Below are 22,735 nucleotides of genomic sequence, written 5' to 3' on the forward strand. Positions count from 1 at the left end.
CCTGTTTTTGAGCAAGGAGCATGATTTGTTATTTTTTGCTTACAATGACGTTTTTGTAGATTGACCCATGTTTTTAACTTTGCATACTATTATTCTAGTTTCAATCTTATCTTTCAATAGTTTTCGCACGCCGCTCTTATTATGACTGTCTTGAATAGAAAAACTGGTAATATATTCTTTTTTCTCCAAATATTCTGCCAGTTTTTCATTCTCAATAGAATACCTTAGCTTAACATCGTGACGTCTTGTTCTATCATCAAGTTCTTTATAGATTTTATTAAGCTTTTTGAAGCACCGTTCCAAGTCATCACACCCTAAGAGCTTATAATTATTAAGCAATAACTTGTTTTGATTATTTTCATCAAGTTCTTCCCAGGCTTTAAAAAATATCTCCTTATTGATCACGTAAGCATTGCCAACTATTATTTGTGCAAGGCTTTTACTCATAAAATCACAGGCATATTTACTGATCAATGTCTGTTTCGTATTATGTGGAATTTGGGGACTAATAACCAGATCATATAATAAATCCTCATTTATAGTAATATCATCCATATTACTAATGTAATCATTCTGATTAATAATCAAGAATTCCAGCCTCAAATCAGGATGAGCTTCTGAAATTGCCTCATAATTCTCAGTTGAAAATGGAACTGCTTTCTTTTCAATCAAAATCTTCATTTTACTGTCAGAAATTGTATCATATGCGGAAGAAAAGCCATTGATATTTAAAGAACTAATCATCTTACTAAATACATTATCCTCAATGTCGCTTGTTATTATATCTTCCTTTAGCTTATCTGTTACCTCACTGCACTCAGATTGCACAATCGAATCACAATGCGAAGAAATGAACTCTTTTAATTCATTAGAAAAACCAAAGTTATCATGATATATATTAATGTTTTCCCAGTTGGCAGTAACTTTACTATCTATAAATAGCTGATCCCATATCGACTTAACAGTTTCAGGTTTGTCCCCTACTATGTCTCCACAAAACTTGCTAATTTTAGCAACACAGAAATCTTCGTGCTTAATAATGCGGGTTATCATTTCATTATCTTCCAGATATTTTTTTGTAAGTATAATTATGCTGTCGATATCCTCATTTATGTTCTTCTCATCAAAGAAAACAGCGCTCATATATATATTTAAATTTTCATGTATATAAGTAAGTAGGGGTTCATAATTAAGCTTTAAAATGGTATAATTTCAAGGAGAAGATAAAAAGCGATCCTGTGTGGGAAATATACAACCGCGCCTACAAGCAGCACTACGCTCGCTTCATGAAAAAGAAAATGAGTAAGTCCGAGTTCGCCGAGTGGGGAGAGTATGCTATTGAACTGCGACAGAAGGCTGCTGATGGCGAGCTGGAGATGGAGGAGTATCAGAGGCTTATCCGGGTATAAAATGGATAAATTCCTTTTAGGAATCGCTTGACTTTATCATACTACTATGCTATAATTTAGACTGAAATTAGTCTAAAAGGAGGACGAGCATGGAAAACGGACTTATTTATCTTGATACATATATTCTTCAACAAGATATGAGAATTAGACTGCCTAAAAGTATTTTGTCAAACCTTTCTGTAGAAAAAGGAAAGAGCAAATTTTCTATATACATTGACAGAGCTAACAATCGGTTGATTTTACAGCCTGATGATAAAATGGAGGATAATGGTGGCACAAGCAAAAAATAAACCGATTCGTATTGAACGTGTATGGGCAATGCCCAATAAAAATACTTTCAAGATTAAGCCTATAGAGCAATTGATAGGAGAAACTGTAGACCTTTCGTTGCTATGGATTGATCCGTTTGCAAACCAAAATAAAATAGCAAGCATAACCAATGACCTGAACACAGACTACGACACTGATTATCACCTTGATGCTTTAGAATTCCTGAAAATGTTTGATGATAATTCTGTAGATGGCGTGCTTTATGATCCTCCATATTCACCTCGTCAAGTCAGTGAGTGTTATAACAATGTCGGATACTCCGTTACATGGGACACGACAAAAGCATCATTCTGGGGCAATCACAAACGTGAAATATCCCGCATTGTAAAAATTGGCGGTAGAGTTATAACATTTGGATGGAATAGTGGTGGCATCGGAAATAAGTATGGCTTTGAAATCGAGAGAATTCTTCTTGTTCCGCATGGCGGATGGCACAATGATACGATCTGTACTGTTGAAATAAAAACACATGAGGGTTGCTTTGAAAAAACGAAAAAAGCTCCGCAAAAGATAGGAGAGAAACCAATGCTTACTGCAAATGACAAAGAACTGATTGCGGCTTTAAAGAAACTTCCAATTGATTATTGGGATTTTCGAGAAGATGACACTAAAGAGTATACGCATGGTCTTCATAATTATCCGGCAATGATGGTTTGCCCCATAAGCAGAAATATAATCAGGCTTGTAAGAGATATACAGCCTATTCATGCATTATTAGATCCTTTTGCCGGATCTGGAACGGTACTTGTAGAAGGCATGGTCAACGGTATTGAAACGGTATCGGGAAATGACATAAATCCTTTGGCACTGCTGTTAAGCAAAGTTAAAACTACGCCTTTAGATAACAAGCAGCTGACTGCTGAGGTAGATCAACTTCTTAAAAGAATATCGCAAAAAAGGACATCTAATTCATCCGCCCTTGACAACATCGATTCTTACTGTACAGATATTCTTAATTTGGATTTAACAAACAAAAAAGGATGGGGAGACAAGGCACATACATACCTTAGAGATTATTGCGAATCCAATGACATAGACATCTGTATCCCTGAATTCAAAAACATGGGATATTGGTTTAGACCGCGAGTTATTTTAGAGCTTGCAATAATAAAATCAGAAATCGAGAGGATTAAGAATAAAGATATCCGAGATTTTGTTTTTGTGGCAATGAGCGAAACTATTCGCTTTGTATCCAACAGGCGCAATGGTGAATTTAAGCTGTTTAGAATGCCAGCTGCAAAAGTACAAGTGTTTAATCCAGATGTTTACGATGAATTCAGCAAAATATTACTGCGTAATGTCGCTAAAATGGAAGACTTCTGTGAGGTGCTTGAAAGGAACGATTCTAAGCCTTCAGTATCGGTGTTCAACAATAATGTTTGTTCGCTTTTTGATGTCGCAGATGATACATACGATCTTATCATTACTTCTCCGCCTTACGGAGATAGTCGAACAACCGTTGCATACGGAGAGTATAGCAGACTTTCGCTTCAGTGGATTAATCTGTTTGAACTCTCCGAGAAGGAAATAATGGGCGTTGATAAATCGTTAATGGGTGGAAAAAAATACAGAAACGGTTTTGAATTTGTTTTACCAAGTGAGACATTACGAACATCGCTTGAGACAATTAAAGATGCTGATATCGAGAGAGCTGGCGATGTATACAGTTTCTACGCTGATCTTGATGCTGCTCTGCGTAACATAGCAAGAAAAACAAAGTCTGGCGGCTATCAATTCTGGGTAGTTGGTAACAGAACTGTGAAAAATGAACTGCTTCAAACCGATGTTATTATAACTGAACTTGCTCCGCAATACGGGCTTGTTCCAGTATATACTGTTGACCGAAACATTCCTAACAAAGTGATGCCTTCGTTGAATTCTCCGACAAATATTACCGGCGCCAAAGGCACTACTATGACTATGGAACATATTGTAATTCTCAGAAAAGAATAAAGCTAACAAAGCCCTGAGTTCAGTGAAACCCAGGGCTTTGTTGTGTATTAGACAATTTTTTTATTCACTTTAAAAAGCAGAGATTGATCATTTTCTTTAATTCTGAAACCAGTACCATGATCATGAGTCTGACCATCCTTAGCTCCGCCATGATACTGACCAATTCTAAGATCGATGTAAATCTTACCTTGCTCGAGAAGAGAAACAAAGGCATCATAATCAAAACCGGAAACTTCGTATGCCTCAACAAATTTGAATTCTTCATTAGCACCAGCGCCTCTTGAATGCGCCTTTGCATAAACGAATTTTCCTCTATATTTCTTTTCAAATGCTGTTCTCAGTTGATCACGAGTCCAATATGCATATTCTTTACCATCTTCAGCAATAATAGAAATCTTTGTGTCGGAGCATGAAACTTTCAGGCTATGTCCTGTATTAGCAATCGCTACATAGCGATCCGCAGACAGTGTCGAATGGAGAACCTTTTCGTCATTATCATAAGCATCGCTGGAATAACCAAAAGTCATACGAAGTGTGTTAGCTGCACCTTGTGGCTGTGGCGTTTTAGTGAAAATAGTAAGCATGCTATTTGAATTTAGCCTGCATGATTTGAGCTCGTAATCACCAAAATCTGGACCGTCAATATTGTTCTCAACTATACCAAGAAGATCTTCAAGGGTTTTTCCGATGCCAGTCGGCCCGGAACGATGTGTTTTGATCCAGCCCATATTACAAATCTGAGTATATTCATCAATAAAATCATTCAATGTAGTTATCATAAAACACTCCTTACTATTCTTTGAAAAATAATATTATAATCTGTTTTTTACCCAATTTGGAACCGCATTATAATGTCCACTTAAGTATTCCTTTACGATTACTTTATCAAATCTAACATCATAACCATCTAAAGAATATATGGACGAATAGCCTCGTTCATCCTTGTTTATGAAACTAATCTCATCACGACGAAGTAATTTCAAATTCATCAACTGTGATTCGTGTGTAGTAACTATTAACTGAACATCTCTTTCTTCTGCTATCTTTAAAAACTCTTCAACGAATTTTAGTGTAAGTAATGGATGAAATTTACGATTTATTTCATCTATCACATATGTTCTGTTTTCATTACTTTTTAATAACACTTCTATAATATCTAATAAGCGAACCGTACCATCTGATTCATCTGAAAGCGCAAAAGTAGCTTCTGAATTTTCATGCTTGAAACTCATTGTTTTAAATTCAAATTGCAATTCATTATTTAATTCGATTATATACATATTATGTCTTTCAGGCATTCTAATCAAGACAGCTGGTTTAAATGTATCAGGTATTTCAGGATGTTGATTTTTTTGATCAAGTAACCGTTGCTGTATTTCTTTTATCATATCATTAGGTATATTTGCAGAAATCTTATCTTCAGTTACAGGAACAATTTCAAATTTAACAATACCAGTTGAAAAATCAGATAGTTTTTTTGTAATCTCTTCGATACTTTCCGAATCGTTTAAAATAGAATAGTTTGTAATAGGGTTTTCGGGTGAATTAACATCAAGATCATATTTAATCCAAGAAAAAACTCTTTTGAATACGTCTAATTTTGAACTTTTATCATACAAGGATGATTTATTTTGGTTCATTAGTTTTAAGAATAATACCGTTTCGTCAGATTTAATATCTTCGCCATAAATCTTAAGTCTTTCAATGTGCTTATTCGAAGTTATATATTCACCAAGCAAAAATGCACTGTTTTGAATATCTCTTGTAAATATACTTCTTCTGCTTCCGTTTTGTAATTCTTCATAAAGCCATTCTTCTGTAAATATGCTTTTGGATAAAACTGATTTAAAACCATATACAAAAATTTTTCCATCTAAGAGCAGTTTGACTTCAAATAAAGATGTCTTTTCTTTGTTTTCTTCATTAACTCTACAATATAATGGGTAAGACCCTGTTCTAAATGATTCCACTACTATAGACTGAAAAAAACCAAGTGCAGTAACTAAATTCGATTTACCAGAAGCGTTAGCTCCGTAAATGGACAGAAACTTTAGCAATTTGTGCTTACCATATTTCTTTAGTCGATTAGAATTATTTCTATATTTTCCTGCTTCCATGCTCAATTCTTGAGTATCGTAAAATGATAGAAAATTATTAACTGAAAATCTTATTAGCATAAAAATCACCAAATACATTATAAACCATTCATCAGAAAAAGTCAAGTTTTTCCTTAAATTTCTCTGATGCATTCATACTTTCAAGAAAAATCTTAGCATAAAATGCTTTTAAAGTGAAAAAAACGTAATAAAAGCACTTGACATATTGTCTGCGAAGTGATATAATATAATTAGCACTAAAGCGCAGAGAGTGCTAAAAATTCCTGAGGAGGTGTGAAAATGGCAAAAACAAAGTCTAGCACACGCGGTGTCCAAGAGAAAAAAATAGTTCCTGTCAAGCCCTATAAAAAGGCAGACGGAACAAAAGTCAAAGGTCATCGTCGCTCAACTCCTAACTAAATAGGAGAAACTTGAAAATGCTGAGCAGGCGTGATCATATAATATAAATCGCAATAACATTATAGCATGTCTGCTCTGATTTTTCAAGTATATTTTTACATTTTTTATAAAGAAAGGAAAACTATAATGACGAAAAATCAGAAAAAAATAGTAGCAACAGAGGAAAAAGCCCTTCCGCATTTACTGTACATATGTTATGTGCTAATTCTGCTGGAAGATGTGAATTTGATGGTTGTAACAAGTATATTTTTTATGATAATATAACCGCCAAAAAACTAAACGCCTCAAATGTTGCGCACATCGTTGCCGCAAGTCCAGATGGACCACGTGGAGATAAAACTCGGTCATACTTATTATCTGACAAGTTAGAAAACTTGATGTTGTTATGTCCACAGCATCATAAAATGATTGACGATTATGTGGAAGACTATCCAGAAGAATTGCTTTTAGAAATGAAGAAAAAGCACGAAGATAGTATCAGAGAAATGTGTGATTTAATATTCGTTCCTAAATCAGAAAGAGTAATCTTCTTTTCACCAATAAAAAATGTAAGCTTAACACACATCGATAATCAACTTACTGCGCAAGCGTTGCTGCCACAAAAAAGGCCTGCGTCCACCTGCGGAATAAATATATCTATAGAATCCGCTTTTGATTATAACACCTCTGAATACTGGTCAGACATTGATAATCAATTAAAACGAGATTTCGACCGAAAAATAGGCAACGAACTTGATAGTGATCCTAATACTATCTTTTCAGTATTTCCACTTGCTCCTATTCCGTTGATTATCAAACTTGGCTACTTGTTTATGGACAAAACCAACGTTGATATCTACCAAAAGAAACGTGTGCCAGATACTTGGAAATGGATAGAAACCAGAAAAACCAATTCCTTTTCGGTAAACAGAATAGTTGTTAGAGCTGGTAGTAATATCGCACTTATTATATCGCTAACTGCTGAAATTAACCCCAAAAGAGTCACTGATATAGTAGATGCTGATATAATATATATTATAAGTGCTGAAAGAATAGGTGTTGATGCTATCTCCAGCATCGATGATTTGTCTGATTTTTGGCATGTATATCAAACTGTATGTGATGAGATCAAAAACAAAGAATGTGCTGTTGAAACATCTGTATTTCCAGCGATACCTGTATCAGCCGCATTCGAAATTGGTCGTAGATATATGCCTGGTATCTATCCTAAATTGCATATATATGACGATTACAACGGCTTTTGTAAAACTCTTACCATAGGAGGTGATTGCTAATGGAACATAAAAAGCAGGAGTTAGGCAGAATTCTAGATTTAATTGCCGACGAGCTTAATATTACACCAACTATGATGGATAAGGCTGTTAGTAGCTACGAAGCTGTGGGAAAATGGTTAGGAGAAGGTATTGATTATAAAGTAACCATAAAGCCACAAGGATCTATGAATTTGGGAACGGTTGTACGTCCTATTGACGAGGATGATGACTATGATATGGATTTGGTATGCTTGTTAGAAGGCGGTCAGAACCTTATTCCTAAATCACTAAAAGGACTTGTAGGCAATCGCTTAAAGGAGCATGAAATCTATAAACAGAAACTTGAAAAAGAGGGAAAACGCTGCTGGACAATGAGTTATGACGGCTTTCATATGGATATATTGCCAAGTTCACCACAATATACAAAAGCTCAACCTTTTGGTTCTACATCAATTCGGTTAACTCACAAGCTTGAAAATGGCGAATATATCAATAAATACAGCAATCCAGAAGCTTATCATGATTGGTTTGTTGACAGAATGACAAATGATCACCCTATTAACAAAAGCGGTGTTTTTTCAGAGCGTGCAACCAAAATTGAAAAAGTGCCGACATATAAGAGGAGGACTACGCTTCAAAAAGCAATACAGTTATTGAAGCGACATCGTGATATCATGTTCCTTGGCAATTCTGATGATGCACCAATATCAATAATAATAACAACCTTAGCCGCTTATTCATATAAAGGCGAATCAAATATATATGATGCACTTATGTCAATACTTGATAATATGCAAAATCATATTGAATACAATAACGGAGAATACAAAATATTGAATCCTGTAATGCAGGAAGAAAATTTTGCAGATAAATGGAACGAAAAACCTCAAAAGGCAGATAATTTCTTCCGCTGGCTGACTACTGTAAAGAAGGATATTCTCGAGTCTCCTCTTAAACTTTCTGGCATTGACGAAATAGGAGAGGCTCTCAAACAGTGTTTGGGAGAAAAGCCGATAAACAGAGCACTGAATAAATACGGAGAAGAAATGCGAACAGCTCGCGAAAATAACAGACTTTATGTTGACGGAGGTAAAAACGGGCTTGTTAACACTACCGCTGCATCTTCATTACTTAAGGTAAAGGGGCATACTTTCTTTGGTATATAAGAGCTTTTTTAAAGCCAAACGGCTGTCTTTAGCACAACAGAAAGCAGCTCTGTGTCAAACATTTGCAAATAGCAAGTGTAAAATAATTAATAACAAATTGATATGGAAATCTCAGGTTCAACCTACACATTTATCGAGGAAGTATAATATTGAATTACAGTATTCAATCAATAGCCTTCCACGAATATATATACTTGGAGATGCGTTGAAAAAGCTGGATGATCCAAACTTCCCGCATAATTATGGTGTGGATGTCGCAAAAAAGAAAGTAGAGATTTGCTTATTTCGATACAAGGAATTCACAAATAGTATGTTACTAAGTAATACAGTTATTCCTTGGGCAATTGAATGGTTATTCTATTACGAAATATGGCTCACTACTGGCGAATGGCAAGGTGGCGGAGAACATCCAGAAAGCTGATGCTTCATCATAACATTATTTAAAAACACAAACCGCTTAGAAGTCTATTCTAAGCGGTTTTCTTGTGGAGCTGGAAACGTGACTTGAACACGCGACCGAGGACTGTTTTTAAAGCGAACATAATTTCTCTTCGATTGTTACGCTGCTTTTGCCACAGTTTCCTTCAGTTCGCCTACGAATCTGTAATATATCTCAACCTGTTGATATGTTTTCCCATAGAGCTTTTCCTTGTGGTGGACAACTATTTTGTCGATAAGCTCATTGAGTATATCAGCATTGAGTTCCTTTATATCCGTATAACTGTCAATTACTTTTGTAAATTTATCGGCGGCATCGGATCTGGCTTTGAGCGTCGTGATCTCATATGTCAGTTCAGGTATCGCCTTCTTTAATTCTGCCTGTTCTTCCTCAAATGTTTTTGTCATCTGTGCGTAGCGATCATCTGAGATCTTTCCGAGTGCATTATCTTCATAGAGCTTGTTGAGCAGGCGGTCTATCTCAGCTATTCTGCCCTGTGCTTTTTCAAGCTCATGTTCATGCTGTATTATCTTCTTTGCACTGCTGTCGCTGCATTTGCTGTCGAGGAATGACCTGAACTCATCCTTATTTTTACGATATGACTTCAGCACTCTCCGGATGTCTTTCAGCACAAGCTTGTACACCACATCGTAGGTAATATAATGCGAAGCACAGTATTCCTTGCCGTGAGTTTTGTACATCCAGCATGAGTATGCTCCGTGATATGTACCGTCTTTGCGTTCCTTCTGCGAGTAGGTGAGCGCATGACCGCAGTCTGCACAGTAGAGCAGACCTGCGAACATCTGAACCTCACCTGTCAGCGTTGGACGCCTCTTGGTGCTCATCATTCTGTGTGCTTCGTCCCACAGCTCCTGAGAGATTATCGGCTCATGGCAGTTCTCAACGATTATCCAGTCCTCTCTAGGAACCTTGACCTTCTCCTTGCTTTTCATTGACTTGCACCGCTGCTTTCCGTAGATCAGTTTGCCGAGGTAGACTTCGTTTTCGAGTATAACTCTTATGGAAGTAACGTGCCAGTCGAACTCCTTTCTCCAGTAATCCGACTTGAAGTAATCAGGATTATGGAGATTGAAGTAGGCGATAGGCGTTAGTACCTTTTCCTCGCGGAAGATTTTCGTGGTCTTATTGTAGCCTATCCCCTGCGCCGCCATTCTGAATATCTTTCGTACTGTCTCCGCGGCAGGCTCGTCTATCACAAGATGATGCCTGTCGTTCGGGTCCAGCTTGTAACCGAAGGGCGGCTTTGAACCAATGTACTGTCCGGCTTTCGCTTTTGCCTTCTTCGCAGTCTTAGTCTTGATAGAAGCCTCTCTTGCGAAGTAATCATTCAGCACATTCCGCATCGGGAACATCATATCGTTTTCGTTCTTCATGGAGTCGTAGTTGTCGCTCACAGCAATGAACCGAACTCCGAGCTCTTTGAACTTTTCAACATACATTCCGACTTCGATATACGACCTTCCGAATCGTGACTGGTCTTTTACAAGGACAGTATCTATCAGTCCGTTCTGAATGTCCTCATACATTCTCTGGAACGCAGGACGGTCAAAGTTAGTGCCGCTGTATCCGTCATCATCGTACACTTCATAATTATCTATTGCATGATCCTTGCAGTACTGCTCCAATAATAATTTTTGCGAACCAATGCTTACGCTTTCGCCCATTCGTCCGTCGTCAACCGAGAGCCTGCAATACAGAGCTGCTTTTTTAGGCTGTTTGTTTTTCATTATAACTCCTTTCACAGCCGTGCAGCAGATCCTTACACGGACAGTATACCACATCTCCGCTCAGTAATCCAGTGTGCACAGCTGATTTCGTAGGACTGCACAAAAAACATTTTCCGACTTTTACATCGACTCGCTCTCGGTCTGCTTTGCATCAAAGGCAGGCTTTTCATACCCCCTTTCGAGCTGTCGGAGCATTAGTTCTCCGAGCGACTCTTCAGCTCTTTTCCTGCCAAGGAAAGCAGACCAAACACGATAGGTGACACCGTCAACAGTACAGTCGTGATGCAATACGGACTGTACCTCGGGATCTTCACTGCAATGAGTCTTTTCAAGGTTTACGCTCATACATCCGCCTCCTCTAAAACTATTCAATTCAAATTCACAGGTACAAAATCTAATCGTACCGTCTTTGCTGAGCCTGCGTGTTACCAGCCCAGACTTTTTGAGCATCCCTTGCGAGGCCTGCTCGGTTTTTTATCACTCCTCTCACAGCGGCAATTATGCTGCTCAGACGCCTCCCATATCTCCCTAATCATAGCCTTTATCTGGCTTTTTCCTCAAAAAAGACGCCTGCTTTTTTGAAATTCCCAAGAAAAGACGCCTCTGCTTACTTCACAGCAAATGCCGAAATATCGGCGGGCACTGCCCGTCCGATGTGGAATGGCGGGCGCAAATGACGCCAGCCTTTTTCCTGCAAACCAAAAAGGGGCACGGGTTCTCCCGTTTTCAGCGGCAGGCGGAATGCCGTCTGCGATGCTTGCCTTCCCAAAAGGGAAGACTTTTTGTCACCGCCGCCACTTTTTTCTTCGCCAACAGTATTTGTGTGGCATCCCCACACTCGCTCCACGTTGCGCGACAATCGCATTCAACGGAAGCGGTGGGGTAGCTATACCATTTTCACTCTGAGGGCGGCTAAAAAGGGGCTTTCTGCGCCTGTTTCAGCTGCCAATACCTGTCATAGTTATTATTGCAAAGAAAAGAAGGCGCATAGTTTATATCATCTTTGATAGCTAATATATATCTTCCCTCTCTGTATTAAGTATATATTCTCTTGTATACTTAATATATAAGCCTATGACATCATGACACAGCCCCTATGACAATTAACTTTTAAATTTCAATGCCAACTCTGCATCATGAAGCTTGTCCTCATCCATGTCGTAATTCAGGAATGCGACCTCATAAGAGTTTTCGACCTGACGACCGTTGCCAGCATAGTTGTTGTGGATACGAATGATGTCCTTCTGCGCAAGAGTTTTCAGTGCGCGCTCAACATTGCTCACCGACATTGCAGTGTCTCTTGCAATACCTGTGCGGCTTATGGTTGAGGTTTTCTTTTCGCTGTCGTAGTAGCAGAGTAGATCCATCACCACCTTGAACTCGGCAGGCGTAGTGATGTTGAGATACTCCAGAGGCGAATTGACGCCGTTAGAGTATGCTGTGCAGTTGATAACGTTCAAATCTTTCATCTACATCTTCCTTTCGCGTTTCGAGTTTTTACTTGTGATGTCAAGAGTTGTCCGGAAGTCTTAACTGTGTTCAGTATACACGCTCTCTTGACAAAAGTCAATAGATATAGTATACTATCTCTACCGAGTTCAATCTATAATCTATTTTTATGAACAAATTGTAAACTTTGGCTTTTTGCCATTTATACAGCTGTTTCCAAAGCAAACCGCAGTATTATGTGCTCTGACGAAATAGAACACTATTTCTGAAAGGAGTTATTATGTTTGAGATAAAAGCACACTACCATGACAGAAAAATATATCTTTCCGACGGCAGAGTTTATCCGCTCGGAGAGATACTTCTACGCTATTTTTCAATGAATTTTTATGACTTAGGTGAACTCTTTGATGTATGTGAACGTGCAAAGTCTGAGCTGAACATCAGTTCCTTGTTCTGTCCTGCTGACATAGGAAAGTGCGCACAGGAAATAGAATTTACATACGACAGCATCATGGATATTGCGAAGTCGCTTCCGCCCTACGACACAAAACATTTCAGACACGGTCTCCTGAGAAATCTGTTCGCTTACTACAACGACATCTTTGACGAGCCTTTCTATGAGGACTCGGAGTTTGAAGTCGATGACTACAACGAACACTTTGTCAACGCAGAGAGTACTCCTGTATCCTATGAGGAAATGTATATCACAGAAGATTTGAACGAACTGCGAGCATTATCTGACTACGAATTTGATAGCAAGAAAGTTTTCAGCAACTACGAGAACAGAAAAGATGCTGCTGACTTTACAACTTGTATCGAGCAGATGACAAACGAATTCTCAACTTTTATCGAGGACATTATCCGCGTCAAGAAAATCTTTATGCCGTTTGTTGACGAACTATGTGACCACAACAGTTATCCGACAACTCAGAAAGTGATTGACACATTTCAAAAATATATAGGCGTTATTTCAAGCGGAAGTATGTGCATGGGACATACAATAATTGAATTAATCCCGAGCCTTTTAGTAGTCTTTAGTAAAATACGAAAATGGCTGTATTTCGCGGAATTTTGAAGCTTCATTTATAGTAACTTCAAGCGATTTCAGACGATTTTTAGTACAAATAAGTGCCAAACAAGTGCCAAAAGTGGCGCATTGTCCTCCAAAAAGTAAACCAACGTTCAATGAATATATAGCAGGGATACTTCTGAAAAAGGAGCGTTTATCCCTGCTTTTTTCTTATACATTGAGGTGCTAATCGCTTCATTGAGGCTCACGTTTCGAGTGCCATTCGGGTGCCACTTAGAGTGCCATTTCGAGTGCCAAATTACTTGGTAAGCACCTCTCTTTGAACTATTCTGTTACGATCCATTCTCCGGATTTGGTTGAACCCTTACGAGATATCTTTCCCTCTCGTTGGAGCTTTTCAAGGCGATATCTGATTGTTTGTTCGCTGACATTGAGCAACACTGCGAGTTTTTTTCTTGTGATTTTAGGATCAAGAAGCAGTTGCTCTATGATAGCTTTTTCTATATTGTCAGATTTTTCTTGGCGGTTTTCTTGGCGGTTTTCTTGGCGGTTGTTCTTTTCGTTCTCCTCCGCCTGAATTCTTGCAAATTCCTCATTGATATATGCTGTAACCATAGTATAGTCGTCAGTATCATTGCTTGGCTCAAAGACAAGCTCCGGAGAACCATTCTCCTTCATAGCATTTTTTGCTCTGCGTATACCTGAACCGTATGACTCTATCAAATCAAGGGAGAAGAACATTTCCTTCAACTCAGGATTGAGATACACTCTGTCACGGAACTCAGTATCATTATTCATAGCTTCAATTGTAACAGGCGGAACAGGCCTGTTATGATTGATAAATGAGATATGATCCTTGTATATATAAATGCCAACGTATTCTTTTCTGCTATATTCCTTATGGAGTATGCAGTTGGTCGCAAGCTCGGAGAACATTGCAAGCGGATAATTGTAGACCATTCTGTGTCCGACACGGTCGGGCTCACGAACTGTATATGCGGACATTATCGTCTCGCTAAAGTAATCAATGACACGCTTTGCTTGTATCCAGATTGGTCCGTCAAACACCTGTGATACCATTTTGTCAGTGCCTACCGCCTCGCGAATAATCTCAACTCGAGCATAAGGAATGAACTCCTGTGGCTTATCCGCAAACATCAGAACAGCGAAGTTCTTGGCACGATAACCGCTGTAATCGTTTTTGCTGATAAGTCCCATTGCTTGTGCCATATCAACCTTGGGCATGGAGCGAATATCAGGTTTTGCATTGGTAGCTATGAGATATTCCTTCATGTATTCATAATTGAGATCGTCAATGGTTGCGGTTTCGTTCAGTTCAGAGGAAAAATGAAAATCTGCAAACTTTTTGAGAAGTTCAAACTCTTCACGCCTATTAGGAAGCCTTGTATCGCGGCGAACTCGAATATACCTGCCAGGCTTAAGTCTTATAGACTTATCGGTTTCAGCTTGTTGTTTAGTCTCATACGGACCGTCGCTACCGGGCTCAACGGCGATAATAATATATGTTCTACTATCTATTTCATCCTGGATAAGCTGATATTTAGGGGTGGGGGTAATGTTTGAAAGCAACGATTTTAAAGCGTTTTCTGTTGGTTCAATATTACCCATGTCGATGCCTGATATAGGGCGCATAGGGATTGCTTTGATACCATTTTCTTCGTCGTTGACTTCCTCTACGCCGATAAAGATAAGTCCGATTTCACGGTTCATATAGTTATTACAGAATGCACAGGCGGTCTTGAGTATGCTGCCTCTTGTTTCGGCAGATCTCTTGTATTCTATATAGTCCGACTCAACAGCACCGCCTTCAATGATGTCATGAGCCATTTTCCGTATATCTTCACGTTTCATAACTAACTCCTGTATTGGATATATGGTTAGTATCGTTAATTTATAAGCTATTATACCATAAATGCAATTTTTATTCAAGTACTAATTCTGCTATAATCATTAAACAAGACGATACAACACACATTTATCAGAGTAATTACGAATAAAAAATATAGCGGCACCTATTCACATAGATACCGCCACATTTGTATGTTTGCCGGTATTGATAATTATACATTTACATACCTTTTAAGCCGGGAACCGTTCAAATTATTTTGCCGTCGGATATCTCAATTATTCTGTTGCATTGCTTTGCAATTTCAAGGTCGTGAGTAACAATTATAACAGTTTTTCCTTTACGGTTAAGTGCGTGAAAAAGCTCCATAATCTCAGCCGATGTTTTTGAATCCAACGCACCTGTAGGTTCATCGGCAAGGACAACAGAAGGCTCGTTAACAATCGCTCTTGCTATTGCAACACGTTGTTTCTGACCGCCTGAGAGCTTATTAACGGACTTCTTTGCCATTGAGTCCATTCCAACTGATTTTAATGCATTCATAGCTTTTGTTTTCTTATCTGATATCTTTTTTCTTGAAAAATCAAGTGGGAGTAACACGTTTTCTATGCATGAAAAATCATCTACCAATGCAAAATCCTGCATAACCATTCCTATTTTTTTATTTCTGATTTCAGCAAGTTTTTTTTCGCTTAAGTTTCTTACAAGTGTATCATCAATACAGTATTTTCCGCTCTCATAGCTGTCGATACAGGCAAGTATGTGAAGCAGTGTTGATTTACCTGCACCTGATTTACCTATAATCGCTACAAGTTCACCATCATTCACTTTGAGATCAATCCCTTTTAATGCTTCAAATTCATTAGATTTACCTTTATTGTATACCTTATGAACGCTTTCTAATTTCAGCATATTGGTTCCTCCTTAATTTGATTTTAAAACTTGATTTGGTGTGCTTTTACCGACAATCTGTAATGGCAGTATCATAGAAAGTGTCATATATAATAACACCACTATCACACATCCGATTATTTGCCATATGCCTAATTCTATCACCGTTCTTCCGAATAATCCTGTTTGTTTAATTACTAATGTTGAAATCAAACTTATGACAAAAGAGAAACTTACACATATAAGTGATGACCAACAATTAATAAGTGCACACTGTTTCCATTTTAGACCACAAACATAGAAAATCGCATAATTTTTGATCTGTTTTTTAGCTGAAAGTGCAGATGTACTTATTGCGCCTACCATAGTTAAAATGAATATGCTGATGAATATTGGTATTAATGTACGAATTTGCGAAAAAATATAACTTAAGCTGTTCTTTTTCATGTTTGCTGCACTATCAAAATATTGAACACGAACTTTTTTCAAAATCTGATCATTAAGTTCAATCTGCTCATCTGTGACACTATCATCATAAGTCACTAACAAATTTCCATTAAGTTGCATTATTACGGGTTTGTCAATCAAATCCTTTTGCAGCATAATAAATGTTGGTCTACCTTCTCTTTCAAAAGAGTAGTCGCGGTAAAGATTTCTATAGTCAAGTGAGTTGTGCGAACGCAAAGATGTGTCAAGTATTTTCGTATTGTCCTTAATAATGCCTATTATTTCAGCGTTAAATCCGACGCCATCTAATCCGAGAAATATCTTGTCACCAGTTTTTAAGCCATATGGATTGCACGTTACAACTACCGGAACGGTTTCCGCCGTGGGGCTATTAACTTCAAACCAATGTCCGCTTTCTAATTCAGGCGTAAATAACTCTGCAAATTCATCGTCATAACTTATGAATTTATCGTGTAGTTTTTCAGTGTCGTTCGTTTGTTCATTATCAATATCATCAAGAAAAACATCATATTCTGCGATTACATCTTTCTCGCCTTCGATCATACTACATATTTCGTCTTTAGTTCTTAATGTAACACCGGTTTCAGGGTTGATTGCATTGATCATATTGTAGTAGTAACCATTACTATTCATAAACGTTTTAAAAGGCATATAGTAGGTGAAACGGGATACGATAGTAGAGATAATGCTAATCAAAATAACAAATACAATAGACATTTGAAGTATGGTTAGTATATTCATAAGTAGATTTTGCTTTAAGTTCTTCATACCAAGTTTGAACAGCATTAGCTCTCCCTCCTTGCTTCGTTGATTGTTTTTCTAAGAAATCTCAAAATCATTATTAATAAGACAAATATTGTACTGAAAATATAAATTGCAAATATGAGCAAATACAATTTTATGTTGTAGGCACCTTCAATGTACTCGAAATACTTAGACAAATACGGAAGTACAAATTTGGCATAAAAAACTGTAGTTAAAGTAAACAGCGGAATTGCAATAATCATACATTCACTTATAAACAGGAATAAGATTTTACTTCTTGTACAGCCACAAATCTGGAAAATTGCGAGAGTTTTAGTTCTTTTTGAAAGGATATATTTATAAAGCACAGAAAAATTGATTGCAGCAAGTAAAGCTATAAGAACAGAAATTGCAGTTATTGTATTATAAAGATAGTAGTTTTCTGATTCGGGAATATCAAGTTCAGGAACGGAAACGCTATTGCCGAAAATGCTCTCAAAATTATTCTTAATATCCTGATATTCCGATATTGTCATAGAATCTTTAAAGACAATGCCTATCCAATTTTGAAAAGTTGTTTCCTCGTCAAGCGATTCAAAGGGGAAAAATGGAGTTGCCAGCTGTTTATGATAACCAATGACTTCATATTCCTTGTTTTGTATCTGAACCCATCGCTTTTCGCCTTCAACCCTTGTTGTTATCTCTTTGGTACAACCTAAATCCATTTGTCCATCTTCAATAATCCTGACTATTGCAACTTTATCACCATTTGTTTCTTGAGCATCATTGAAGTATTCGCCACTGACCAGATTACCATTGTTTTTTAGATTTTCTTCAAAACGTGCTGAATGCTTTATTCTTCCGTTTTCAGCGACAAAATACATCATAATAGCGTTCCACGGTTGGTCAGGATCGTTTTGCTTTGAGTAAAACGGCTCAATAATAGGACTGGCAACATACATTTTCATAGAACTATTTGTTGAATCAGATATAGAAAAAATGCATTCTTTTAACTTCTGCTTTGTCACATCGTCAGGATTGTTAATTGTGATTACCATTTCAGTAAGATCGCTTGTTTCTTCTTTCTTCACAACATTGTAGTTCTGATATAGACCATATGAAAAGTTGATAATAAATGAAGATGTTACAATACAGAGCAAAACAAGAAGAAAAATCATTTTTTCTGTTTTAATAAATGATTTCAAATTTTTGAATAAATATCTCATAATTTTACCTCTATTATTTAGTTTGTATCATACATAACACCGAAACTGCAAAAACTGTAATTACAATAATTGTAGCTTCAATAGTATGTTGATTTATGTAAAGAAGAATACTGAGAACGTATAAAAGAATTGATGTTATTACAGCTGTAATTTTCCAATATACTCTTTTCTTCTCCTCTATTGGTTTATTAATATTGTCGACTGGAGCAAGCCAAATGATAATTGTTTCAGCTGGCAAGAATAGGAATGTTAATAGGGCAAAGGAGGTCTGTATTTCATAAGCTGCCTTGCTGAATACTATTACAAATAATGCTATTGTCGTGAATATAAAATTGCATTTCAAGTATGTTTTAGCATGATATCCGCCTGTCATGCTTCTAAGCGAAATAAATATGACATAGAATATCATTGCATTAATGAGTGAATCAAACAACAATCCGATAGCCAATGTTATCAAAAATCCGATTATACTTGATATTGTTATTTCAACTCCATAAGTATATACATCTTTTGCATCCTTAGGTATAATATTGTGCTTTACAAATTGATCGGAAATCAGAGTGCTTAGTCTATTTATCATCGTCACTCCTCCTTACAAGCACAGTATAACTTCAAATATTGTCTCCGTCAATAATTTTGTCCCCAAACGACTAAAAAAGTCATTTGGGGACAAATTTCAGATATTAAGTAAAGCATTTACAATGAAAAAACCGTCTTTTTCATATATATCCACCATACCATTATGTGAATCTGCCAAAACTCTGACAGTTTTCAATCCGTATCCGTGATGCTGCTTATCGGCCTTTGTTGTGTGTAATTGTCTGTTTACTGATATTACTGAATCTGCTATCCTGTTTTTTATAAGGATACTATAATAGTCCGATTTTTCAAATATATTCAAAATGATCTCAGGCTTAACATCTTTCAATTTCTCCGACGCTTCGATTGCATTATCAAGCAGATTTGAAAGAATAATTGAAATATCTCGTTCAAAGCTCTCCGGAATATCTGCTGTGAGCGTGCAGACAACCGATATACCTTTTTGTTCAGCAATAGAAAATTTGTAGTTTATCACTGAATCAATTATCTTGTTTGATGTGAAAATAAAATTGTAGCCTTTCAGCTTTTCGGAAGAAAGCTTTTCTTTGATATATTCTTCGAGTTTTATATAATTCTTGTCTTCCAGTACTCCCTGTATATAGGCAAGTTCATGGACATAATCATGTCTCATTTCTGAAAGATTGTCATATTGCACCTTGATCTTCTCTATCATTTCAGATTGCTGCTTAAGGCTGAGCTTTAAAAGCTCGGTTTCTGTTTGTTCAGTGTTGTTTTGATTGATCTTTATCATGAATTTAAATGCAACTACATCAAGAGCAATAAGCAATACTACTATTGCAATGAAAATGTATAATTGATTCCAAAGCTCTATACTTAGCGAATATAAGAAAAAAGCAATAATAAAAGTTATTGTGAAACTTGATGATACAAGAATCCATTCATCACGTTTGAATAGAAATGCTTGTTTTTGCCTGAAAAAGACAATAAGCTGAGTTACTACAAAATAAAGCATTTTTGTCAAAAACAGAATTATTATTCGTTCTGTTCCTGTTGCAACCGTCATATCATAGGCTGATTTGCTAAACAAATATGAGAATATGTACAAAATCGGCAAGTTTATAAGATAGAATAGGGTACAGCTTATTACGGCTATAATAAACTTTTCAAAAGTTGAATTTTTTAAATACAATAACGAAAACAAAAATAAAATTACTGCAAACCCACCCATTGCAAGAAATTCTGCTTTTACAAGCATAGTACCAAAATAGTCCCATAAGCTAAGAGCCAGTGTACCTCCAATGATTTTTAGATAATAATGCTTATTATCTTTCAGCCTAAAATAGCCTATATTGAATATAAGGGCAAGAAACGATTCTGCCACAATAGCTATTATTTCTACAATTGTCCACATCATAGGGTATCCTCATTTCTTAGCAGTTTCATGAACAGTTCTTGTATTTCAGTCTTTTTTCCATGACTTATTGGGATTTCGCTCCCATCGGACATTAGTAATGATTTAGCATTTATACTCCGTATAAACCTATAATTAACAAGATATGATTTATGAACTCTGATAAAACCTAACGTTTTTGTAAGCTGTTCAAGTTGAGATAAGCTGTATTTTCTCGAAAGAATTCTCGCGTCTTTTTCGCTTTTATTCGTGTAATATACATCATGTCGTACAGCGAAAAACTGAATAATGTCATTAACTTTTTCACTGATTGAATCTCCGTTTTGAAGTTCGAGAGAAAGCATTTTGTATTTAATTTGTGTTCTGCTACAATACGAGCTTATTGCTTCAATGGTTTCAGATTTCAGGTTAGTTTTGCGTATAAATCTGTACGGAGTGAATTTGATAGTTTCAAACACAAAATGCGGATGAGCCGATACAAAGATTAAATCAAAGTTTTGATTATTATTTCTTAATTCGGATGCAATATCTATTCCGGATATCTCAGGCATATCTATATCCATAAATACAAGGTCATATTTATTCTTTGCAAGAGATTTTTTAAAATCTTTCCCAGTATTAAATGTTTCTAATTCTACAACCACATGATATTCAGAAAACGTGTCACATATAATTTTTTTATAAATAGTAATGAATTTATTCTCATCATCTACTATTGCTATTTTGAGCATACACATCTTCCCCCTTTTTTAGGATTAGCTTAATTATACCACAATAATAAGCATCTATCAATCTATCCGATGAATAGCCTCCCTGAACTTTTCCTCTGACAACTCTCCTGACATGAAAGACATCTTTGCAGTATGAAGCTCCCTGAGCCAGTCGGCATAATCGTTATAGGACAAGTCCTTGCCCAGCTTTTCGTCATCGAGTTTAAGTTCGTACCGCTCGACACGCCTATAATTGCGATTGATAGCTCTGTCATAGTCCGCGAGGAGCTCGCTGTGATTTATCCTGAATTTATATATCTGCTGCGGACCTATCTGTTTACAGGTGCGCCCGTCATCATCCCTGACCCGATCACAGTATCGGGTCTTTTTCTTTGTCTTGGGCTTGAAAAAATGTCCGCAGTAGTCGCACTGACTGAAACTCGTATCATATTCCATTGCGTGCAGGAAGATGTACCATATATAGGCAGGCAGGTTGTCAAAACGGTAACCTCTGCTATATGGCAGCTTAGGTCTTGTCATCTGAAACATTTCCGTGCCGACATCTGTATGAGCAATGACTTGTTCAAACTGGCACTTGAAAATTGTTTCCCTGCCTAAGAATGCTTTGGTTGTCTTCTCTTCGTGACTACCCTCGAACCTGCAATACGCATCGGCGATAGTAAAGAAGATGTTTTGAGTGTGTACCATATCTCGCAGCATTTCAACAGCGTGATCCTTATACTCAAAAAGCTCTTCATAACTTGATATATCATAACTGTCAACATACAGCTTTGTACACAGCAGAAAGCTGTACACTGGTTCTTCCTGACAAAAGATCTCAGCGGTATATCCAACAGCTCGGCACACGCTCAAAAGTTCATCAGGAGTCGTGTTCTCCTTGGTATATGCTTTCAGTTTGTCAAGAAGTCTGTTGAATGGCGTCAGATCGATCTCAAGAAAGTCTATCAGTTGCTGCTCAAAAGTTATCTCAGGCAGCTCAGTCGCTTCCTCTCCATCGTACATAAAGCGCCTGATAGTATGTTTATTTGGGAAAACGTACAGTCCACGGCTCAGATACATAAGTTTTGCCTCCAAAGATAGGTTACCACTATTATAGCACACATCATATTGAAATGGAAGTATAAATAAACAATTGAGTTTCATTTCGCATTTATTATGTGAAAAAAGTCTGTTATGATTGGAACTGAGGAAGAGTCTTCGGACTTAGACAGCAACTTGAAAATTGAATATGGGATCAGGAGTTACGTTGTTTCCGATGGTGGGGCGGTGAGCCGTACCAGCCCAGAGATGCGCGATGACCTCGAAAGAGCGAGCGATAACATCTCTGGTTTCACATAGCGCAGATGTGAAGTAAGCGATGAAAGTCGGGAACGGATACTTACACTCAGCCACAGTCCGAGCGTGATAAAACCGTCGCAGGCAATGGGAGTGTGCCGGGGCAGCCGAGCATTTAGGTTGTCTATGAGTCCGATGTGCAGTCGGGCGGCTTCTGATTCGGTCAGGCAGGAGTGCGGCGGATACCACTGTGAGTTCACAGCAGGTC

20 protein-coding genes and 1 pseudogene are annotated in these 22,735 nt (G+C 37.3%); 7 read left to right on the forward strand and 14 right to left on the reverse strand.

All coding sequences use genetic code 11. The features are described 5' to 3' along the window. Positions 1-39: 39 nt before the first annotated feature. The gene (locus tag DSZ37_RS16390) at positions 40-1,143 is read right to left on the reverse strand and encodes a hypothetical protein (RefSeq protein ID WP_109727932.1); all 1,104 of its coding nucleotides are present in this window, start codon (positions 1,141-1,143) and stop codon (positions 40-42) included. Between the two features lie 77 nt (positions 1,144-1,220). Between DSZ37_RS16390 and DSZ37_RS17830 the strand changes: the two are divergent. The 3 genes and pseudogenes from DSZ37_RS17830 to DSZ37_RS16400 all read left to right on the forward strand — a co-directional run. Then, positions 1,221-1,409 (forward strand): annotated as a pseudogene (locus tag DSZ37_RS17830) (DUF6076 domain-containing protein); the annotation flags it as partial. Positions 1,410-1,498: 89 nt separating this feature from the next. Beyond that, positions 1,499-1,699, forward strand: coding sequence for a sucrose-6-phosphate hydrolase (locus DSZ37_RS16395; RefSeq protein WP_109727933.1), 201 nt, complete (start codon positions 1,499-1,501; stop codon positions 1,697-1,699). Continuing rightward, positions 1,680-3,692 (forward strand): site-specific DNA-methyltransferase, encoded by a 2,013-nt coding sequence (locus tag DSZ37_RS16400; RefSeq protein ID WP_207655920.1) that lies wholly within the window; start codon positions 1,680-1,682, stop codon positions 3,690-3,692. The genes DSZ37_RS16395 and DSZ37_RS16400 overlap by 20 nt, the downstream gene beginning before the upstream one ends. A gap of 47 nt (positions 3,693-3,739) precedes the next feature. Here DSZ37_RS16400 and DSZ37_RS16405 read toward each other — a convergent pair whose 3' ends face one another. Together DSZ37_RS16405 and DSZ37_RS16410 are read right to left on the reverse strand one after the other, a co-directional pair. Continuing rightward, on the reverse strand, positions 3,740-4,471 hold the full coding sequence (locus DSZ37_RS16405; RefSeq protein ID WP_109727934.1) for an MvaI/BcnI family restriction endonuclease: 732 nt from the start codon (positions 4,469-4,471) through the stop codon (positions 3,740-3,742). A 33-nt stretch (positions 4,472-4,504) separates the two neighbouring features. Continuing rightward, entirely contained in the window at positions 4,505-5,809 is a 1,305-nt protein-coding gene (locus tag DSZ37_RS16410; RefSeq protein WP_181380351.1) for an AAA family ATPase, read from the reverse strand. 590 nt (positions 5,810-6,399) lie between these two features. Between DSZ37_RS16410 and DSZ37_RS16415 the strand changes: the two genes are divergently transcribed. Genes DSZ37_RS16415 through DSZ37_RS16425 form a run of 3 tightly spaced genes read left to right on the forward strand, consistent with a single transcriptional unit; the run spans position 6,400 to position 9,048 of the window. Continuing rightward, the gene (locus DSZ37_RS16415; RefSeq protein WP_109727936.1) at positions 6,400-7,482 is read left to right on the forward strand and encodes an SAVED domain-containing protein; all 1,083 of its coding nucleotides are present in this window, start codon (positions 6,400-6,402) and stop codon (positions 7,480-7,482) included. Next, a complete protein-coding gene (locus tag DSZ37_RS16420; RefSeq protein WP_109727937.1) occupies positions 7,482-8,627 on the forward strand; it encodes a cyclic GMP-AMP synthase DncV-like nucleotidyltransferase in 1,146 nt (381 codons plus the stop codon). The genes DSZ37_RS16415 and DSZ37_RS16420 overlap by 1 nt, the downstream gene beginning before the upstream one ends. Next, positions 8,617-9,048: a hypothetical protein gene (locus tag DSZ37_RS16425; protein ID WP_074719196.1), complete on the forward strand. Its 432-nt coding sequence runs from the start codon at positions 8,617-8,619 to the stop codon at positions 9,046-9,048. The genes DSZ37_RS16420 and DSZ37_RS16425 overlap by 11 nt, the downstream gene beginning before the upstream one ends. A 137-nt stretch (positions 9,049-9,185) precedes the next feature. Here the strand turns inward: DSZ37_RS16425 and DSZ37_RS16430 are convergent, their stop codons facing one another. The 3 genes from DSZ37_RS16430 to DSZ37_RS18050 all read right to left on the reverse strand — a co-directional run bounded on the left by DSZ37_RS16430 (position 9,186) and on the right by DSZ37_RS18050 (position 12,283). Next, positions 9,186-10,814 (reverse strand): recombinase family protein, encoded by a 1,629-nt coding sequence (locus tag DSZ37_RS16430; protein WP_181380352.1) that lies wholly within the window; start codon positions 10,812-10,814, stop codon positions 9,186-9,188. Between the two features lie 120 nt (positions 10,815-10,934). Continuing rightward, entirely contained in the window at positions 10,935-11,159 is a 225-nt protein-coding gene (locus DSZ37_RS16435; protein ID WP_028521599.1) for a hypothetical protein, read from the reverse strand. Between the two features lie 758 nt (positions 11,160-11,917). Continuing rightward, on the reverse strand, positions 11,918-12,283 hold the full coding sequence (locus DSZ37_RS18050) for a hypothetical protein (protein ID WP_242978653.1): 366 nt from the start codon (positions 12,281-12,283) through the stop codon (positions 11,918-11,920). 260 nt (positions 12,284-12,543) lie between these two features. Here DSZ37_RS18050 and DSZ37_RS16445 point away from each other — a divergent pair, with 260 nt between their 5' ends. Beyond that, positions 12,544-13,338 (forward strand): hypothetical protein, encoded by a 795-nt coding sequence (locus DSZ37_RS16445; protein ID WP_109727939.1) that lies wholly within the window; start codon positions 12,544-12,546, stop codon positions 13,336-13,338. Positions 13,339-13,617: 279 nt separating this feature from the next. On the opposite strand, the gene DSZ37_RS16450 is transcribed toward DSZ37_RS16445, so the two are convergent. The 8 genes from DSZ37_RS16450 to DSZ37_RS16485 form a co-directional block, all read right to left on the reverse strand. After that, positions 13,618-15,165, reverse strand: coding sequence for an RNA-binding domain-containing protein (locus tag DSZ37_RS16450; protein ID WP_109727940.1), 1,548 nt, complete (start codon positions 15,163-15,165; stop codon positions 13,618-13,620). 244 nt (positions 15,166-15,409) lie between these two features. Beyond that, a complete protein-coding gene (locus tag DSZ37_RS16455; protein ID WP_109727941.1) occupies positions 15,410-16,072 on the reverse strand; it encodes an ABC transporter ATP-binding protein in 663 nt (220 codons plus the stop codon). Between the two features lie 12 nt (positions 16,073-16,084). After that, positions 16,085-17,305: a hypothetical protein gene (locus DSZ37_RS16460; protein ID WP_109727942.1), complete on the reverse strand. Its 1,221-nt coding sequence runs from the start codon at positions 17,303-17,305 to the stop codon at positions 16,085-16,087. Further along, entirely contained in the window at positions 17,305-18,489 is a 1,185-nt protein-coding gene (locus DSZ37_RS16465; RefSeq protein WP_109727943.1) for an FtsX-like permease family protein, read from the reverse strand. The genes DSZ37_RS16460 and DSZ37_RS16465 overlap by 1 nt, the downstream gene beginning before the upstream one ends. 13 nt (positions 18,490-18,502) lie before the next feature. Further along, positions 18,503-19,069 carry an accessory gene regulator ArgB-like protein gene (locus tag DSZ37_RS16470; protein ID WP_109727944.1) on the reverse strand — a complete coding sequence of 189 codons (567 nt, stop codon included), beginning with the start codon at positions 19,067-19,069 and terminating at the stop codon, positions 18,503-18,505. Positions 19,070-19,165: 96 nt separating this feature from the next. After that, positions 19,166-20,464 (reverse strand): sensor histidine kinase, encoded by a 1,299-nt coding sequence (locus DSZ37_RS16475; RefSeq protein WP_109727945.1) that lies wholly within the window; start codon positions 20,462-20,464, stop codon positions 19,166-19,168. Beyond that, positions 20,461-21,192, reverse strand: coding sequence for a LytR/AlgR family response regulator transcription factor (locus DSZ37_RS16480; protein WP_181380353.1), 732 nt, complete (start codon positions 21,190-21,192; stop codon positions 20,461-20,463). The genes DSZ37_RS16475 and DSZ37_RS16480 overlap by 4 nt, the downstream gene beginning before the upstream one ends. A 57-nt stretch (positions 21,193-21,249) precedes the next feature. Next, positions 21,250-22,194 (reverse strand): DUF6076 domain-containing protein, encoded by a 945-nt coding sequence (locus DSZ37_RS16485; RefSeq protein WP_146198212.1) that lies wholly within the window; start codon positions 22,192-22,194, stop codon positions 21,250-21,252. Between the last annotated feature and the right edge of the window lie 541 nt (positions 22,195-22,735).

Source organism: Ruminococcus flavefaciens (genome assembly GCF_900116855.1).
In the GTDB taxonomy this organism is placed as follows: Bacteria; Bacillota; Clostridia; order Oscillospirales; family Ruminococcaceae; genus Ruminococcus; species Ruminococcus flavefaciens_R.